This is a genomic window from Microbacterium paraoxydans, from assembly GCF_900105335.1.
Lineage (GTDB): Bacteria > Actinomycetota > Actinomycetes > Actinomycetales > Microbacteriaceae > Microbacterium > Microbacterium paraoxydans.
The window spans coordinates 2,141,769-2,159,011 of the sequence record NZ_LT629770.1 but is presented as its reverse complement, the minus strand read 5'-3'; the positions used below and the strand labels follow the sequence as shown (position 1 = coordinate 2,159,011).

Annotated in this window: 16 protein-coding genes; 5 read left to right on the top strand and 11 right to left on the bottom strand. The window is 70.4% G+C overall.

What is annotated here, in order from left to right:
- The first annotated feature begins 60 nt into the window (after window positions 1-60).
- On the top strand, window positions 61-588 hold the full coding sequence (locus tag BLU02_RS10725; RefSeq protein ID WP_060922753.1) for a hypothetical protein: 528 nt from the start codon (window positions 61-63) through the stop codon (window positions 586-588).
- Window positions 589-676: 88 nt separating this feature from the next.
- Here BLU02_RS10725 and BLU02_RS10720 read toward each other — a convergent pair whose 3' ends face one another.
- The 9 genes from BLU02_RS10720 to BLU02_RS10680 form a co-directional block, all read right to left on the bottom strand.
- Window positions 677-2,419 (bottom strand): DUF7927 domain-containing protein, encoded by a 1,743-nt coding sequence (locus BLU02_RS10720; RefSeq protein WP_060922754.1) that lies wholly within the window; start codon window positions 2,417-2,419, stop codon window positions 677-679.
- A gap of 34 nt (window positions 2,420-2,453) precedes the next feature.
- Entirely contained in the window at window positions 2,454-3,125 is a 672-nt protein-coding gene (locus tag BLU02_RS10715) for a hypothetical protein (protein ID WP_060922755.1), read from the bottom strand.
- A 77-nt stretch (window positions 3,126-3,202) separates the two neighbouring features.
- Complete coding sequence (locus BLU02_RS10710) at window positions 3,203-3,796, bottom strand: exosortase/archaeosortase family protein (protein WP_060922756.1); 594 nt, start codon at window positions 3,794-3,796, stop codon at window positions 3,203-3,205.
- Window positions 3,796-5,154, bottom strand: coding sequence for an XrtP-associated glycosyltransferase (locus BLU02_RS10705; RefSeq protein WP_060922757.1), 1,359 nt, complete (start codon window positions 5,152-5,154; stop codon window positions 3,796-3,798). The genes BLU02_RS10710 and BLU02_RS10705 overlap by 1 nt, the downstream gene beginning before the upstream one ends.
- Window positions 5,154-5,378 (bottom strand): LPXTG cell wall anchor domain-containing protein, encoded by a 225-nt coding sequence (locus BLU02_RS10700; protein WP_060922758.1) that lies wholly within the window; start codon window positions 5,376-5,378, stop codon window positions 5,154-5,156. The genes BLU02_RS10705 and BLU02_RS10700 overlap by 1 nt, the downstream gene beginning before the upstream one ends.
- On the bottom strand, window positions 5,378-6,475 hold the full coding sequence (wecB, locus tag BLU02_RS10695) for a non-hydrolyzing UDP-N-acetylglucosamine 2-epimerase (protein ID WP_231919556.1): 1,098 nt from the start codon (window positions 6,473-6,475) through the stop codon (window positions 5,378-5,380). Before wecB ends, BLU02_RS10700 begins: the two co-directional genes overlap by 1 nt.
- A 110-nt stretch (window positions 6,476-6,585) precedes the next feature.
- Window positions 6,586-8,682: a DUF11 domain-containing protein gene (locus BLU02_RS10690; protein ID WP_082750100.1), complete on the bottom strand. Its 2,097-nt coding sequence runs from the start codon at window positions 8,680-8,682 to the stop codon at window positions 6,586-6,588.
- 103 nt (window positions 8,683-8,785) lie between these two features.
- Window positions 8,786-10,219, bottom strand: a complete 1,434-nt coding sequence (locus tag BLU02_RS10685) for a sigma-70 family RNA polymerase sigma factor (protein WP_083370974.1) — start codon at window positions 10,217-10,219, stop codon at window positions 8,786-8,788.
- Between the two features lie 117 nt (window positions 10,220-10,336).
- Complete coding sequence (locus BLU02_RS10680) at window positions 10,337-11,920, bottom strand: DUF5979 domain-containing protein (protein ID WP_157547048.1); 1,584 nt, start codon at window positions 11,918-11,920, stop codon at window positions 10,337-10,339.
- 527 nt (window positions 11,921-12,447) lie between these two features.
- Here BLU02_RS10680 and BLU02_RS10675 point away from each other — a divergent pair.
- The 4 genes from BLU02_RS10675 to BLU02_RS10660 all read left to right on the top strand — a co-directional run bounded on the left by BLU02_RS10675 (window position 12,448) and on the right by BLU02_RS10660 (window position 16,711).
- Window positions 12,448-13,185, top strand: coding sequence for an SGNH/GDSL hydrolase family protein (locus BLU02_RS10675; protein WP_231919555.1), 738 nt, complete (start codon window positions 12,448-12,450; stop codon window positions 13,183-13,185).
- A gap of 97 nt (window positions 13,186-13,282) precedes the next feature.
- Complete coding sequence (locus BLU02_RS10670; protein WP_060923249.1) at window positions 13,283-14,023, top strand: Type 1 glutamine amidotransferase-like domain-containing protein; 741 nt, start codon at window positions 13,283-13,285, stop codon at window positions 14,021-14,023.
- Window positions 14,020-15,375 (top strand): anaerobic C4-dicarboxylate transporter family protein, encoded by a 1,356-nt coding sequence (locus tag BLU02_RS10665; RefSeq protein WP_060923248.1) that lies wholly within the window; start codon window positions 14,020-14,022, stop codon window positions 15,373-15,375. The genes BLU02_RS10670 and BLU02_RS10665 overlap by 4 nt, the downstream gene beginning before the upstream one ends.
- A 1-nt stretch (window position 15,376) precedes the next feature.
- The gene (locus BLU02_RS10660) at window positions 15,377-16,711 is read left to right on the top strand and encodes a threonine/serine exporter family protein (protein ID WP_060923247.1); all 1,335 of its coding nucleotides are present in this window, start codon (window positions 15,377-15,379) and stop codon (window positions 16,709-16,711) included.
- Here BLU02_RS10660 and BLU02_RS10655 read toward each other — a convergent pair.
- Window positions 16,708-16,962 (bottom strand): type II toxin-antitoxin system RelE family toxin, encoded by a 255-nt coding sequence (locus BLU02_RS10655; RefSeq protein ID WP_060923246.1) that lies wholly within the window; start codon window positions 16,960-16,962, stop codon window positions 16,708-16,710. The two genes, BLU02_RS10660 and BLU02_RS10655, sit on opposite strands and share 4 nt — an antisense overlap.
- Entirely contained in the window at window positions 16,959-17,222 is a 264-nt protein-coding gene (locus BLU02_RS10650) for a type II toxin-antitoxin system Phd/YefM family antitoxin (RefSeq protein WP_060923245.1), read from the bottom strand. The genes BLU02_RS10655 and BLU02_RS10650 overlap by 4 nt, the downstream gene beginning before the upstream one ends.
- Window positions 17,223-17,243: the final 21 nt, after the last annotated feature.

The following is a 17,243-nucleotide window of genomic DNA, read 5'->3' as shown; positions in this document are numbered from 1 at the left end:
GAGATTCCGGTCGCGGAAGAACCAGGGCCCACGGCGGGCGAGATGCGCGAGACTGGAAGCATGGCGCTCGATCTCCTCCTGTCCCGCATCGTCGAGAGCGGTCTGCTCGAAGACCCCGTGTCCGAGAACGGTCTCGTCTACGGCCGGGCGAGCCTGGATGCCGCCGGCACCGTCGTGAACGTGAACGTCGACCCCGAGCTGGAGGGCGACGAGACCGCGGAGGACCTGGATCCGGACGAGCTCGTCGCGGCCATCGCGCGCGTGCTCTCGATGAGCGAGAAGCGCTGGCGGGCGATCGTCGAGGAGGTCGCGCTCGACATCGAGGACGCGGTGCAGGACGAGCCCGTCGTCGAACAGATCGACCTGCGGGACGACCTCGAGGCCACGTCGGTGGTCGTGTTCGCGGACGCCGTGCTGCTGGCGTTCGTCGCCCCCAAGCAGTTCCCGGAGTCGCGCATCCTGGTGCAGCTCGATGAGGAGCTGGAGGTCGACGGCATCGAGGTGCGCGAGCCCGACGGCACCGAGGTCATCGACGTCGACACGCTCGACGAGCTGATGGACCTCATCAGTCGCGCCGACCGCGACTGACTCACTCACACGCGGAAACAGGCGAACGCGCGAGCACAGGCCACCCCCAGAAGAGGGGCCTGCACCCGCGCGTCCGCCTGAGTGCCGGCTAGCGCGCGCTGCCGTAGTAGGTGACGTTCGGGAAGGCGAAGCCGTCGCCGTTCCCGTTCCAGACACCGGTGAAGGTGATCACGACCGTCTCACCGGAGGCGAGGGGTCCCTTCCAGTCGATGCTGTCGCCGCTCACGGTGACGGTGCCGCGGTTGGCCGTCACGCTCGACGGGTTCCAGCTGGAATCGTCGAGGATACCGGCCAGCGTGTACGCGATCTCCGCGTTCGCCGAGTCGACATTGCCGTTGTTGCCGAACTCCATCCGATACGTCACGGCCTGACCCGGCGTCGGGTCGGTCGGGTTCGAGTTGAACGTGTACTGGAAGAACTCGCGCTTGACGGTGTCGGTGTCGGTCGCGCAGACGTTCGCCGCGTTCCCGGCGACCGCGCAGGCCTGGTTGGTCAGCGCCCCGGGAGGAGCCGACTGGTTGACCTTGGCGTTCACCTTCAGCGTGACCGACTGCCCGGGCGCCAGCGTGCCGAGGTTGGCGGTCACGTTGCGCCCGGAGGCGCTCACCGTCACTCCCGACGGGCCGCTGCCCGAGACGAAGTCGAGACCGGCCGGGAGCGGGTCGCTGACCACGACGTTCGTGGCTGCGCCGTCTCCGGTGTTCCGCACGACGATGTCGTACGTGAGGTCCTGGCCGAGCTTCACATCACCCTGGCCGTCGTCCTTGCTGATGGTCAGCACCGGCGTCGTCTTCTTGGTGATGGTGGTGTCGTCCCAGTCGCACGCCTGGTTCGTGGAGGTCGCCACGGCGCACGCGTTGTTGCGCAGGTTCCCGATCGGCGTCGCATCGCCGACGGTGGCCTTCACGGTGATCGTCGAGGACGCCCCGGGAGCGAGCGACGGGATGGTCCCCTGGACGCGCTGCCCGCTGACCGAGACCGTCCCGGTCGTGCCGGCGGTGTACGCGGCGGTGATCCCGGTGAGCCCGGCCGGCAGGTCATCGCTGACGACGACGTTGCTCGCCGCACCGGTGCCGGTGTTGCGCACCACGATGTCGTACGAGAGCTGGTCGCCGATCACGGCCGTGTCGCGGTGGTCGTTCTTGTCCACCGTCAGCGCGGGCGCCGTGGGCTTGTCCACGTCGATGTCGATGCTGTGCAGGTCGCTCGGCACCTTCGTCCACGTCGGCACGAGCCCGAGGAACGCGCCCTTCGAGCGCATGCTGAGCTGGAACTCGACCTTCGAGACCGTGCCGTTGACCTGGACCGTGCCGGTCTTGGCGGCGAAGGAGGTCGAGGTGATCGTGTTCGACGTCACATCGAGGTTCCCGCTCACGGTGCTCAGGCTCACGCCGGAGGTCTTCAGCGTGTACTTCGCCGACGACTGCACCACGCCGCCGATGGAGTAGACGTCGCCGCCGAGGTTCGCGAGGGTGATCTTCGGGTTCGTGACCTGCTGGCCGAAGTCGATCACGACGTTCCCGCGGACGCACTCGATGCCGTTCTTGCAGGGGAACCCCTCGTTGAGACCGATGACGTTGAGGCCGAGCTCTCCGCCGTCGCGGACCGTGGCGAGGTTGACGACGTCGCCGGAGCCCTTGATCTGCACCTTGTCGGTGGTCGTGATGCGGGCGGTCGCGCCGGCGGCCGACGCGGTACGGGTGTCTCCCGATCCGCTCCAGCCGTTGACGTCGGCCGCCGAGGCGGCGGGGGCACCCGCGAGGGCGCCCGCCGCCAGAGCGGTGAGCACCCCCACGGTCAGCGCACCCCGAAGAAAGGATGTCTTCTTCACAGGTCTCTCGTCCTCCGTTTCTGTCCGGCGCCCGTCACCGGTTCGCCGAGGGACGACGGCGCAGCGCGAACGCGCCCGCGGCTCCGACGGCGATCACACCGGCTCCGGCCAGCCCGACGGCCGGATCGGCCAACGGTACCGGGGGACGCTCGGCGAAGGTGTGGCCGTAGTTGTAGGTGAAGCGGTGGTCGTCGGTGAAGACGCCGCCGGTGTAGAGCACCTTGGCGCTGTTGGTGATCTGCGGACCCCAGTAGTCGGCGTCGACGGTGAACGTCGCCATCGGGGTCACGATGCTGGCGCCTCCGTCGTGCGTGACGTTGAAGGTCCAGACGACGTTGCCTCCGACGAGCTGACCGCCGCTGGTCGCCGATGCGAAGGTCGTGTGCGCCGGCACGGGCAGGATCACCTTGTAGACGCCGTCGATCTGCTCGTCGTTGACGAGCTGCACGATGGCGCCCTCCTTGATCTCCGATCCCGGCGTCACGCCCGTCGCAGCCGTCTGGGTGGCTCGACCCAGGTAGCCGCGGGTCGAGGCCTGGCCGTCGACGTCTTCCGTGCTGCGGACCGAGGAGACCCCGCCGCTCGACGTGGTGCTCGGGGAGTCCGGCTCGTCGGCGGCCATGGCCCCCTGCGTGCCGAGGAGCGAGCCCCCGACGATCAGCAGGCCGACACCGGCGCTGCACGCGGTCTTGAGGATGCTCTTCATGATGAAGCCTCTTTCTTGATGTGGACACGACGAGCAGAGTGCTTCGCCGCGAATGAGACGGAGGGGGCGACGGTCGATTACGTCCGGGGACGACGAGTATTCCGGCGCTGAGGGGCACGGACTCCGATGATCAGGAGCATGACGACGAATCCGACGACGTAGCCGAGCACGCCGACGAGCGACCCCACGAAGACATGGCTCACCTTGTACCCGGGATCGAGACCCCAGGTCTGGGTGGCCCAACCGATCAGCACGAGCCGCAGCATGTTGACCGCGAAGACGATGCCCCACATCGCCGCGAGCCCGCCGAAGAGCCGGCTCCACCGCACGCGGGTGAAGGCGAGGATGACCGCGGCGACCACGGTGAGGGGGAGGCCGATCAGGAGCGCCGTGCACTCGACCGTGATCTGCAGGGCGATCAGGTCTCCGGTCGGGGTCCAGACGAGGTAGTGCTCGCCGATCGCTGCACGCTGTCCCTCGACGAACGGCGAGAGCAACCACGTCGCGGCGACCGCCTCGATGGCGCGGAAGGAGGTGTTGACCGCCAGGAGCGCTCCCCCCGCGGCGAGCATCAGCAGCGCCACGACCACGCGCGCGGCACGGTTCGGCGGCGACACCCGATCCAATCGGCGAGCGCGGAGGGCGGGCAGGGTTTCGGTGACGGCGGTCATCAGGCCTCCACGGCGACGGATCCGTTGACGACGACGTGGGCCTCCGCATTGCGGCGTGTCTTGGCCCATCCGTTCTTGCCCCGGACGATGCGCAGGAACGCCCGCGCGATGCAGATGTACATGTAGTAGACGTAGAGCCACACTCCGAGCCCCCACCCCAGCGCCGTCAGCCAGCTCGCCTGGGGTTCGCAGCGGATCTTGTAGACGAACCCCCAGACGGCGAACGGGGCGACGGAGAAGGCGAACAGCAGTCCGAGGACGCCGAGGGTGTCGCCGAGCGCGACCTGGAAGAGCTCCGGCTGCTGCACCCAGTACCCGACCTGGGCCCCGAAGAGGATGAGGAACGAGAGTCCGCCGAGCATCTGGAGGAACGGCAGCACGAGGTAGTACACCGTCTCGATGACCCCGGCGTTGTCGACGTACGGCGACTTCACCACCTCGCGGATGTACTTGACGCACTGGATGTTCCCCTGCGCCCACCGGGTGCGCTGCGTGAGCAGGCGACGGATCGACGGAAGCGCCTCCTGGTTCACGTGCGTGTCGTAGACGTGGCGCACCTGGTAGCCCGCCAGCACGACGTGCACGCCCAGCTCGTAGTCCTCGAGCAGGGCGCCGTGCCACGGTTCGCCGAACGTGTCGCCGATCGCGTCGAGCACGGAGAGCCGGGTGAACTGCCCGTTGCCTCCCAGCCCGACCGTCCCCGTCTTGGCCCGCAGCGACTGCATCGCGGCGATCGTGGTGCGGAACTCGAGATCCTGCATCCGCAGCAGGAACCGCGCGAACATGTTCGCGAACCGACCACTGTGCGGGTACGGCTTCGGGTCGTCGCGATTCTTCATCCACACCGCGATCTGCGCCGCCCCCACGCTCTCGTCGCCGAAGATGTCGTCGGCCGCGCAGATCTCGAGGGCGTTGGGCTCCATCTCGCCGTCCGCGTCGATGACGACGACGACGATCCGATCATGGTCGGCGTCGGCGGGGAGCCAGCCGAGGAGCTGATGGTAGGCGGCGTTGAGGGCATCGCCCTTGCCGGTCCGCGCCTGGGGTCGCCGCCGCTGGACGAGATGCACGTGCTCGTCGGCGTCGGCCCAGCGGGTGACGATCGCCGCCGTGGCATCCTCGCTGTCGTCGTCGATCACCCAGACGTGGGCCCCGGGGAAGTCCCGCCGCGCCCGCGACACGGTGGTGTCGATGACCGCTTCCTCGTCCCGACACGGGATGAAGAAGTGCCATTCGAAGTGCGCGGGGTCCCCGGGAACGGTCTTCGGATAGCGCAGATAGGGGATGAGGATGAACAGGACATACGTGACGAACGCGACGCCGAGCAGGACCGTGAACGCGTTGAGCACCGGGAACATCAGGGAGTCCTCCCCCGCACGGGATCCTCTTCCGGCGCGACGGATCGGCGGATCGGGCGAGGAGCCGGCGACGATCGCCGCAGCAGGCGGGTGCGCAGGAGCAGTCCCGCCCCCACGGTCACCGCGATCCCCGCCGCCATGACCACGGTGGTCATGGATTCCGGCCCGGTGGCGGCAAGGGCGCCGACCGTGGCGAGCGGAGTGGTCAGGGCGTTGCTGTACATCAGGACTCCTCGGGGCGGGGCGGGGCGACGGTGGTGCGGATATGCGCCGCGATGCGCGCAGTGGCCTGGCCGTCACCGAAGGGCGACGGCACGGTGGCGAGTCGGGCGAGGGTCGGCTCCACCGCATCCAGCAGGGTGGCGGCCGCAGCGGCGAGCTCCTGCGGTGAGACCAGCCGCGTGAAGGAGCCCAGCGCCTCGGGGCGCTCGGTCGAGTCCCGGACAACGAGGACGGGGCGCCCGATCACCGTCGCCTCCTCCTGGATACCTCCGGAGTCGGAGACCAACAGGGCGGCATGCGCGGCGAGCGCGAGGAACCGCTCGTAGGGAAGCGGCTCCTCGGCGATCAGCGCGTCCAGGAGATGCGTGGCGTCCAGCGTGGTGAGCATCGCCCTGGTGCGTGGGTGCACCGGGAACACGACGGGCCACCCCGATGCCGCGATGGCATTGAACGCACGGAGCGTGGCCAGGAGGTTCTCCGGCGTGTCCACGTTCTCCTGGCGGTGCAGAGTCGCGAGGACGTAGCCGGCGCGAGTCAGTCCGAGCTCGGCGAGCACCTCGGCATCGCCGTCCGCCCCGGCGCGCTGCGCACGCACCGCCTCCACCACCGGGTTGCCGGTGACCAGGATGCGGGCATCGTCGATGCCCTCGGCGAGGAGGTTGGCGCGGTTCGCCTCGGTCGCCGCGAACAGGTCGTCGGCGATGTGGTCGACCATCACCCTGTTGTGCTCCTCGGGCATCCGGCGATCGTTCGCCCGGAGTCCTGCCTCCACGTGCCCGAGGCGGACTCCGGCGGCGTTCGCGGCCAGAGCGGCGGCGAACGTCGCGTTCGTGTCCCCCTGGACCACGACGTACCGCGGCTCGAAGCGCGTGACGGCCTCGGCGATCTGCTCGGCGGCCCGCCCGATCTGAGCGGCCCGCGGGAGACCTCCGACGTGCAGCTGGAGGTCGACCCGCTCGATCCCGCAGGCCCGGAGGAACACCCGGGACATCCCCGGGTCATAGTGCTGACCGGTATGGACGACGAAGGCGGCGTCTCCCAGTTCCCGGACGAGGGGGGCGAGTTTGATGATCTCGGGACGGGTCCCGAAGACGATCATGACGGAGCCTTTCGGCAGCGGAACGGACGAAGTGGACTGTGAGAAGTGCATTTCTGGGTACCTCGATCAGCCCCCGGAGGGAGGTCCCCCGTGGCTGACGCGATCAGTGGTTATCGGTGGGTCGCGCGACGCGCGGAGACGATGAGGAGCAGAGCCCCACCTGCCAGCAGCGCGATCGCGGGGAGGACGGAGAGCGGCGTGCCACCGGTCTGGGCGAGCCCTGCGGCCGCAGGGGCACGGACGACGGTCGCTGCGCACGACCACTGCGCGTCGTCCGCGCAGGCGTGCGCCGCCGACAGCGGCGGCAGCGCCGGAAGGCCGGACAGGTCATCCGGGACGGCGATCCCGGCCTGGACCGCTGCCGCCCGCAGACCGGCGATCATCGACTCGTCGTAGGCCACGGTGGCGCGGTTGACGATGGTGCCCTCCGCGTCGCGCGGCAGCTGGGCACGCAGGGTCATCGTGGCGGACTCCCCCGGTCCGAGCTCGGGCACCACCCAGCCCACACGGTCCTGCACCGCGACCCCGCCGGTCGAGGCGGCGATGAACCGTGCGCCGTCCGGGAGATCGTCGACGACGGGGACCTGGGTCGCGGTACCGGGGCCGACGTTCGACACGGTGATCGTGTAGTCGAGGATGGATCCGGCGACCGCCGCGGATTGCGCGACCGTCTTGTCGATCTCGAGCGAGGCGAGCGCGGCCACCGCGGTCAGGGCGCACGCCTGCTGCGGGTCGTCAGGGCACGGGGTGGTCACCGTCGGCGCCGGGGTTCCGGCGGGCGCATCCGCAGGGTTCTGCACGGTGGCGCGGTTGAGGAGCTGCGCCTCGTCCAGGCCCCCCGGGGTGGTTCCGGTCACGTGCAGCGCGACCTCGCCCCCGGCGGGGACCTCGGGCAGCGTCCAGCGGACGGTGCCGTCGGCGACCACGCCGCCCTGATCGGCCGAGACCGCCGTCAGGGCCGGCGGCAGGAGGTCGGTCACCGGGACGTCGTTCGCCGGACCCGTGCCGGCGTTGGCGACGACGAGGGTGTATGTCAGCACCTCATCGTGCCCGGCGACCTGCTTGTCGACCGTCTTCGCGAGCGACAACGCCGGCAGGGCGGCGACCGTCGTGGCGGCGCAGGCGGCACCCGCGTCGTCCGCACACGGCGTCGCCGACGTGGGTGCGGGCGTCTCGGCCGGGGCATCGGCGGGATTCTTCACCACGGCGCGATTGACGAGCGTGCTGCCCGCACCCGCGCGATCGACCGTCCCGAAAACATGCAGGGTGCTCGTGCCGCCGGCAGGAAGGGCGTCGATCGTCCACGTGACCGTGCCGTCCGCGACGACGCAGCCCTGATCGGCCGTCACATCACGCAGCCCGGCGGGAAGGGTGTCGGTCACGGGCACCTGCCGGGCGTCCGCCTCGCCGGAGTTCCGGACGGTGATGGTGTAGTCGAGGGTCTCGCCGGGCGCGGCGGCCGCCTTGTCCACGACCTTCGCGATCGAGAGACCGGCGAGCTTCGGGTCCGGTGTGGCGGTGGCCGTGATCCCGAGCGCGTAGCCGTCGGTCGCCGTCGTCTGCATGCCGCCGAGGGCGAAGCGGGCGACGTCGAAGACGATGCGCGTGATCTTGGTGCCGGGGACGGTGAAGCTTCCGCAGCCTCCGGGGCGGGAGGCTGCGGTGCAGGAGATGCGGAGGTCGCCACGGACGTACCCGTCGCCTCCGTCCACGAAGGTCGCGCCGTCGGAGACGACCGCGCGGGTGGCGCCGCCGTCCGCGGAGGCGAAGCGCATGCCATCCGCGATGGCGATCCCGCCGAGCCCGGTACCTCCGGTCCCGGCGCCGAACTCGGCGATGTGGATGGCGGGATCGTCGACGGGGCGGTCGAACGTGATCGTGAGCTGTCCCTCACCGCACCGCGACGCCGTGCCGCAGTTCGCCTTCGAGTGCACGTCGAGCGTCGCGAGGTCCTTCGCCGAGACACCGGCGGCGTACATCGCGTCCGTGCCACTCCAGGAGCTCAGCGTCTTGCCCTCGCCCCCGAAGATGCGCGAGCCGCCCGACAGTGTCGCCGTGGCGACTGTGCCGTCCGGCAGCGTGAACCTGCCGGTGTTCGCGTCGACGATGGTCGCCGCTCCCGACGCGGCGGTCGCGGGGGCCGCGGCGACGACGGCACCGAGGGCGAGCAGCAGTCCGAGCACGAAGGCGCCCGATCGTTTCCTCATGGCGATGTGATTCCAATCTCGATCTCTTCATCCGCTGGTATCCGGAGATGGCGGACTCCTACAGGACAGCGAGGCGCAGGGGTGATTACGCGCGGTTCCGAAATCAATCCACGATGACCACCTCGGCCGTCGCGGCCCCGGAGACTCCGGCGATGTTGGACTGCGCGAAGCTCAAGGTCACCGCGGTCCCGGCCGGGACCGGGTAGGCGTCGACCTCGAAGCTCGCCTGCCACCGTTCGTTCGCCGCGCAGGTACCCGCCGCGAGCGTGGCGCCGTACGCGGACACCGTCAGGTCGGCGCCGGCCTCGCAGGCCACGGTGACAGACAGGAGCTTGGTGCGTGAGACCTGGCCCGGGACGGAGATGAGGACCGGCGGGCTCGGCACGGTCGCCTCGGGAACCGGGTCCGGCGCCGGCTCCGGATCCGGATCCGCCGGAGGCTCCGCCGGGGCCGGCGGCTCGGATTCCCCAGGCGGCTCCGTCGTCTCGGCAGGCGTCGCCACCGGGGCGGGGGCCGCCGAGGGCGATGCCGTCGGGGTGGGCACGCTCCACGTCACGACCTGACTGGCGGCGGGGGTCGCGACCACCGCGGTGCCGCCCACGACCGTGGCGACGACGGTCGCCGCCAGAGTCGTCGCGGCGACCGCGGTCACGATGGCGACGGTGGCCTTCGCCGCGGCGATGCCCGCGACCGGAGCAGCGATCGCCGGCGGCAGCGGTGCGGCGCTGGCGGAGAGTCCCGCCGAGGTCAACGACTGCCAGATCTGCGCGCCCGCCCCCACGGCGATGCCGGCGGGGAACAGGACCGACAACATGCGCGAACTGGCGTGACGGGCTTCGTCGGCCTTCGCGCGGCAGTCGGCGCACTCGTCGAGGTGGGCGTGCACGCGGGCGGTGTCTCGAGAGGTGAGTCGCTGGCGGGCGTGCGCGCCCAGCTTCCCCATCGTCCACTGGCACTCTCGCGATGCCGGCGGACGAGCGGCGACGTGCGCGGTGATCCAGGCCTGCCGGAGCCCCTCTCTGGCGCGGAAGGCGAGGACCGCGGCGGCGCGCTCGCTGATGTCGAGGCGCTTGCCGATCTCGTGCATCGACAGGTGCTCGACCTCGCCGAACCACAGCACGTCCTGCCACCGCTCCGGCAGGGCCAGGATGGCCTGGGAGACGAGGGAGGCGTCGAAGTCGGCGTCCGCGGCGGCGTCGGTGCTGTTCGGATCCTCCACCGCCTCGATGTACTCGATCGGCACTTCGCGGCGGGCACGGCCCCAGCTGATGGCGAGGTTGCGCATGGTGGCGAACAGATAGGGCTTGAACGCGGCCGTCGGCCCCTTCCCTGCCTGGATCGCCTGGTAGATGCGGGTAAACGACTCCGCGACGAGGTCGTCGGCATCGGCCGACCACCAGTAGCTGCGCGCCACAGCCGCGGCCGCGGGCGCGTACCGCTCCCACAGTTCCGCATAGGCCTGCTCGTCCCCCCCGCGGACGCGGCCCAGCAGGTCGGCATCGCGTTCTCTGTCTTCGTCTCTGCGTTCGTCGCTCATGGTGTTCCCTTCCCCCAGGGCATCAGTCGGCGAGGTGACGGACCTCGCCCGTGCGTTCTCGCGCCGACGCGGGGTGCGGCCGACAGACGTCGGCCGCACCCCGCACGGCACGTGCGATCAGCGGTTCCCGCGGCGTGCGCGTCGCGCGGCCGCCAGGGCACCCCCCATCCCCAGCAGCAGCACCCCGGCGACCAGACCCGTGACCGCGATCTCCCCACCGGTCGAGGCCAGCGATTTGCCCGGAGTTCCCGGCGTGGTCGGCGTGCCGGGCGTCGTCGGAGTGCCCGGCGTCGTGGGCGGCGTGGTCGGAGTGCCCGGCGTCGGCGGCGTGGTCGGCGTCGGCGGCGGCGGCACGACGGACACCGGGTTCTGCACACTCACGGCGACCGTCTCGTCCCCTACGGTGAACCGCTCCGGACTGATCGTCGGAGTGCCCCAGGCGATGCCGGCCACCGACTCGGGCGTGCGCTCGCGGACCGTGACCTCCGCACCGACCGGCAGCGCCGGGCTCGTTACCGGCGATCCCGCCTCGAGCGTGAGCACCCCGGAGCCCGCCGGGAAGCCCCGGCCCGCCGGATACGCGTACTCCAGCACATACCGGGTCTCGGCAGGGATCCGCTCGGTCGCGGCCGCCTCACCGTCGAGGGTCTTCAGCGCCGTGAACCGCCCGACCCGCGTGCCGTTCCCCGTCCCCGAGCCCCCGTGGCGGGTGACCTCCGACGTGACCGTCGACGAGGTCTCGGTGCCGACCCGGATCTCGGCCGCGTTGCGGTAGCTGCCGGCCGCGCCGTCGTCGGTCACGCGCGAGAGATAGTGCACGTTGTAGAAGGCCCCCTCGCGGGCGGTGAAGGTCACGGTGGTGCCGTCCGCGGAGACGGTGTAATCGGAGGCCGGGGCCTCGGTGATCGGCCCCGGCACGACAAGACCGCTGGGGAGCGTCTCCAGGCCGGTGGCCACCCAGAGCGACGGGTAGCGCTCGCCGGCGGCGGATTCGCGCAGGAGTTCCTGATCCGGACCGATGATGTCGGTGACGACGACCTCTTGACCCGCGACCATGCCCTTCGCTCCCGCACCGACGGCGACGTCCCAGGCGATGGTGTCGGAGGAGTTCTGATACTCCCCGCTCTTGAAGTCGGTCCGCCCGCGGAAGTCGCAGTCCGTCGAGCAGGCGAAGGGGTCCGGCTTCACGTCCACGGCGGCCGTGACGTCGCCGAAGTCGTAGGTGACCGTGGTGGTCTCCGTCACCTCGGTGGTCACGGTCGCCCAGAAGGAGAAGCCGCCGGAGAGACCGACGGGGTGCTCCTGCAGGTAGGTGCCGTCGATGTCGCAGACGAGCTGGGCGGCGGTCGTGACGCAGCTCCCGGCCTCCTGGCCATCGTCGTCGAGCAGCGGGAACGCGTCCGGCAGCCCGCGGAGACCCTCGGGGAGATCGACGACGAACCCGGCTGGTGCCACGGGGTCGTCCGGCAGAGACCAGCTCCCGGTGAGCTCGGCCTTCGTACCGCTCGCGACGGCCTTCTCCGTGAAGGCGAGCGACGACACCGTCGCGCTGGTCGTGTACGGCGGCGCCGCCGTCGCGACGACGGGGGCGAGCAGGGCTCCGACGATTCCTCCGACGATCACGGCGAGGGCGGCGACGCGGCGGGCGACGCGGCTCCTCCGCCCCGAGCGGGGTCGGACGGGTGGCGAATGGGTCAGCATGTGTTCCTCCGGTGACAGCCGCGCGCACGCGACGTGGGCACGGTCGAAGATGAGACACGTCGAAGCCCGGCGTACTACGCGCGCTCCGCAGGATTGCGGAACCCGACGACGCTCGCCGCGCGCGTCTCCACGCCGCACGCGAGCGGCGCACCCTTGCTCGCGGCGATGCCGCGAGCTCTCCCCCGGCCCGCAAGGTTCCCCTCCCTCGAACAGGCCGCGAACGACGGTACCCCTCATGCGGCGGATCACAGGTGTTCGCAGCCGCGCGTATATCGGCGTTCCGGAATGGGTCGACGGAACGCCCCCGAGACCGGGGATGTGCGGCGGGCCGGGGGAGCAGCCCGCCGCACGAGGGACTCGATTTCTCCACATCGTCGGGTTGGGGATTCGACGATGTCCTGGGCCGCGGATCCCGTCCGCGCTCACATGCCCAGCCTCGCCCCTCGGGAAACAGGACGGGAACGATGCCGGGGCATTACGCCACCCCGTCAGGAAGCAGGTCGCGGGCGACGGATAAGCTCTGAGGCGTGCCGATCGCCCCCTCCGCCTCCCCCGCCACCGCCTCCGCCGACCTGGGCCGCCTCGCCGCCGCCCTCCGCGACCCCGCACCGTTGAACTGGATCATCACCGGCGACTCGATCACCCACGGCCTGGTTCACACCCAGGGTGGGCGCAGCTACCCGGAGCACCTCCACGAGCTGGTCAGGGGCGAGCTCGAGCGCGTCCGCGACATCGTCCTCAACACCGCGATCAGCGGCAACCGGATCGTCGACATCCTCGACGACTGGGAGCGTCGGGTCGCGGGCTGGCAGCCGGATGTCGTGACCCTCATGGTCGGCACCAACGACGCCTCCGACGGCGGACCACGACCGGTCATCTCGCCGGAGGACTACGCCGCGTCTCTGCACGACTTCGTGCGCCGGGTACGCGGGCTCGGCGCCATCCCGGTGCTCCAGACGCCGCCCGCCATCGACGTCCGCAATGCTCCGGAGCGGGCGCGGATCGCCGACTTCGCCGAGGCCGTCCGCCGGGTCGCTTCCGCGGAGGACGTGATCCTCGTCGACCAGCACGCGCACTTCGCGGAGCTGGGGAACGGCGGCGTGCCGTGGGGCCTCATGAACGATCCGTTCCACCCCAGCGCGGTCGGCCACGCCGCCCTCGCCCTCGAGCTCGCCCGCGTGCTCGGCATCGCGCCGGAGGGCCCCCGCGCCCGCACGACCGCCCTCCTCGAAGGCATGGTGGGCACGGCCCGCGTCTTCGGCTGAGTGGCCCGGATTCACCCGGCCAGGGTGACCGCTCTGGACGGCGGTGACGGCGCGACGCTAGGTTGAGCGCATTCACATCCGACAGTGAGGTGGGGGCATGTCGCACGTCGTCGCAACCGGGGCCGGCAAGGCCATGATGGAACGTCGGAACGATCCGACGCACGAGTACATCCTGAAGCTCACCGGCAAGGAGCGTCCCCGGGTCCTCTTCGTCGGGACCGCGACCGGCGACGACACCGCCTACATCGTGAGCTTCTACTCCACGTACGACTCCGACAGATGCGCGCCCCATCATCTGCCGCTGTTCCACCGCGCGGTCGACGACCTCGCCGGCTTCGTGAAGGGCTTCGACGTCATCCACGTCGGCGGGGGGAACACCGCCAACATGCTCGACGTCTGGAAGCGTCAGGGGCTCGACGTGGTCATGCGCGAGATGTGGGAGGACCCCTCTTCGAACGTCGTGTTCACCGGAGGCAGCGCAGGCGGCATCTGCTGGTTCGAGGGCGGCACGACCGACAGCTACGGCCCCACGCTGCAGGTGCTCCCCGAGGGCCTCGGGTTCCTGCACGGCAGCTTCTGTCCGCATTACGACGCCGAGGACCAGCGCCGGCCCCTCTTCCACGCCTCGCTCCTCAGCGGCGAGCTGTCGACCGGGTACGCGGTGGGCAATCTGCAGTCGCTCCACTTCGAGAACGGCGAGTTCGTCACCGCGGTCAGCCCGGTCGAGAACCCTCTGGCGCTGAAGGTCCAGGCGGTCGACGGGAAGATCGTCGAGACCGAGCTGCCCGTGCAGGTCCTCGCCGGATCCGCGCCGATCGTGAAGGGGCCCTCGTCGTGAACGACAGCGTCTGGATCCTCGTCGCGGAGCTCATCGTCGTCGTCCTGGCGATCTTCATGGGCACCCGCACGAGCGGGATCGGCCTGGGCGTGTGGGGCCTCGTCGGCGTCGCGGTGCTCGTGTTCGTGTTCGGGGAGGCCCCCGGCAACGCCCCGGTCGATGCCGTGTTCATCGTCATCACGGTCATCACCGCGGCCTCGACCATGCAGGCCGCTGGCGGCATCGACTGGATGGTGTCGGTGGCCGCCAAGGTCATCCGCAAACGGCCGAAGTCCGTCGTCTTCCTCGCACCGGCGATGTCGTTCCTCTTCACGGTCGGCGCGGGCACCGGCAACATCTTCTACCCGCTGCTGCCGGTGATCCACGACGTCTCCTACCAGCAGAAGATCCGACCGGAGCGGGCGCTGTCGGTCTCGGCCGTCGCCTCGCAGGTCGGCATCCTCTGCTCTCCGGTCTCCGCCGCCACCGCATCGATGGTCGTGCTGCTCGCGCCGCAGGGCGTCGACCTCGGCGGCCTGCTCCTCATCATGTGGCCGGCCTCCATCGCGGGCCTGCTCGTGGCCGCGCTGGTCATGATGCGCCACGGCAAGGACCTCGAGGACGACCCGGAGTACCAGAGGCGCCTGGCGGAGGGACAGATCAAGCCGCCCGTGGTCGACGCGCACGAGAACAAGCTCCCGGCGACCGCCGTACTGTCGGCCTCGCTGTTCCTCGCCGGTGTCGCGGTGATCGTGTTCTTCGGCCTGTTCGAGAACCTCCGTCCGGTCATCGGCACCGACGACGACGGCGATCCGCTGCGCCTGAGCGTCACCGTGATCATCGAGGTCGTCATGGGCATCATCGCCGCACTGATCTTCGTGTTCTGCAAGGTGAAGGCCGCCGACGTGCCGAAGCAGTCCACCTTCCCCGCGGGCATCGTCGGCGCCATCGCCCTGTTCGGCATCGCCTGGCTCGCGAACACGTTCGTCGCCGCGAACCAGACCCTCATCGTCGACGGGCTGGGCTCGGTCGTCTCCGGCTCGTCCGCCTTCCTCGGTGCCCTGCTGTTCGCGCTGGCGCTGTTCGCGGTCGCCATGCTCACGACCAGCCAATCGAGCGCCACGAACGCGATCGTCCCGATCGGCATCACGATCGGGCTGCCCGCCTCTCTGCTGGTGGGGCTGTGGCCGGCGGCGATGGGCATCTACACGCTGCCCGCCAACGGCAGCCAGGTGGCCACGGTCGCGTTCGACCAGACCGGGACGACGAAGATGGGCAAGTTCGTCCTCGACCACTCGTTCCAGCTGCCGAACCTCGTCTACGTCGGCACGGCCATCATCGTCGGGGTGGCGCTGTCGTTCCTGTTCTGGTGACATGACCGACGTCGTCGACCGTTCGGCGCTGCGGCAGTTCCTGCTGGGGTTGGCGCAGGGGATGAACGCGTCGGCGGAGTCCGTCGACCGCATCCGGGACACGATCGCCGAGGTCGCCACGGCGTCGGGCGGAGACGGCGCCGACTTCGTCGTCCTGCCCACCATCATCATCGTGGAGACGGGGGACGCGGAGGAGCAGCGGGTCGCGTTCCGCTCGGCCACGAACGCCTCGTTCCGCTTCGATCAGATCGCCGCGCTGTACGACCTCATCGCGCAGGCGAAGACCGGCGACGTGGACCCGCTGGACGGCATCCGGCGGCTCAACGAGATCGGGGCGATGCGTCCGCGCCTCGGCTGGTTCACCCGGACGCTCGGCCACGCCATCCTCACGACCGGCCTGGCGCTCCTGCTCGCACCGACCTGGCAGGGCGCCCTCGTCGCCTTCGTGCTCGGATTCGGGATCGGCCTGCTCAAACTCGTGCGCTCCCCCACTCTGCAGCTCGTCATGCCCATCGCCGCGGCCTTCGTGTGCGCGGCTGCGGTGTTCCTCCTCGCGGAGGTCATCGAGATCGGCGACCCGATCCGGCTGTTGATCGCCCCGCTGGTCACCTTCCTCCCCGGTGGTGTGCTGACCACGGCGACGGTTGAGCTCGCGGCCGGGCAGATGATCTCCGGTGCATCCCGCCTCATCTACGGCTTCGTGCAGCTCGCGCTCCTCGCCTTCGGCATCCTCGCCGCCGGTGCCGTGGTGGGCGTCTCGAGCGATTCGTACGAGGCCCTCGACGCCTCCTCGTCGTATCTGCCCTGGTGGGTGCCGCTGCTCGGCATCCTCGTGTTCGCACTCGGCAACTACCTGCACTTCTCCTCCCCGCCGTCCACGTTCGGGTGGGTGCTGCTCGCCCTGGTCGTCGCGTACCTCGGCCAGTGGGCGGGAACGGAGTTCATCGACCCGGCAGTGGACGGGTTCGTCGGTGCGGTCGCCGTCACCCCGGTGGTGTTCTGGATCGCCGGGCTGCGTCACGGAGCCCCCTCGCAGCTCACGTTCCTCCCGGCGTTCTGGCTGCTGGTGCCCGGCGCCGCCGGGCTCGTGGGGCTCACCGAGGCGGTGGCGACCGACAACGGCCTCGCCGACTTCACCGCGGCCCTGGTGTCGGTCATGTCGATCGCGCTCGGCGTGCTCATCGGCACGGCGCTCTATCGCGTCGTGCACCATGGCGCGGAGGAGTTCGTCCAGTTCGCCGTCGCCCCGCCTCCCACCGAGGACGAGGAGCCCGCGCCGACCCTCTGGCACCGCCTCTCTGCTCCGCTGCGCCGCCTGCGCCGCCGCGACGGCTAGCGGTACACCTCGCGACGGTGGCCGGCATGCACGACGACGATCGTCAGGATCCCGTCCTCGATCCGGTAGAGCACCCGGTAGTCGCCCGTCCGCACCCGCCACTCCGGTCGGCCGGTGAGCTTGCGGGCCGCGGGGGGCCGCGGGTCTTCGGAGAGGAGCTCGATGACGGCCTCGATACGTCGCCTCCCCTCGGGAGGGAGCTTGCGGATCGCCCGCACGGCGACCGGCAGGACCTGGACGTCGTAGGTCACGGCACGAGCCCGAGGTCCCGCTTCACCTCTTCCCAGGGGATCGGCGTCTCGTGGAGCCGCGCGGTCTCGTCCCAGGCGGCATCGACCGCGCGGATGTCGGCCAGTTCCTCCGCATCTTCGAGGAGTCGCTCCAGCAGGCTGGCATCGACGACAGCGGCCACCGGGACGTTTCGTCGGGTGAGGTAGACGGGCTCTTCACGCGCCTCGTCGATGATGGACGCCAGCCGCGCCCTGGCCTCCGTGATCGCGATCTCGCTCATGGGTACATGATAGTGCGAAAT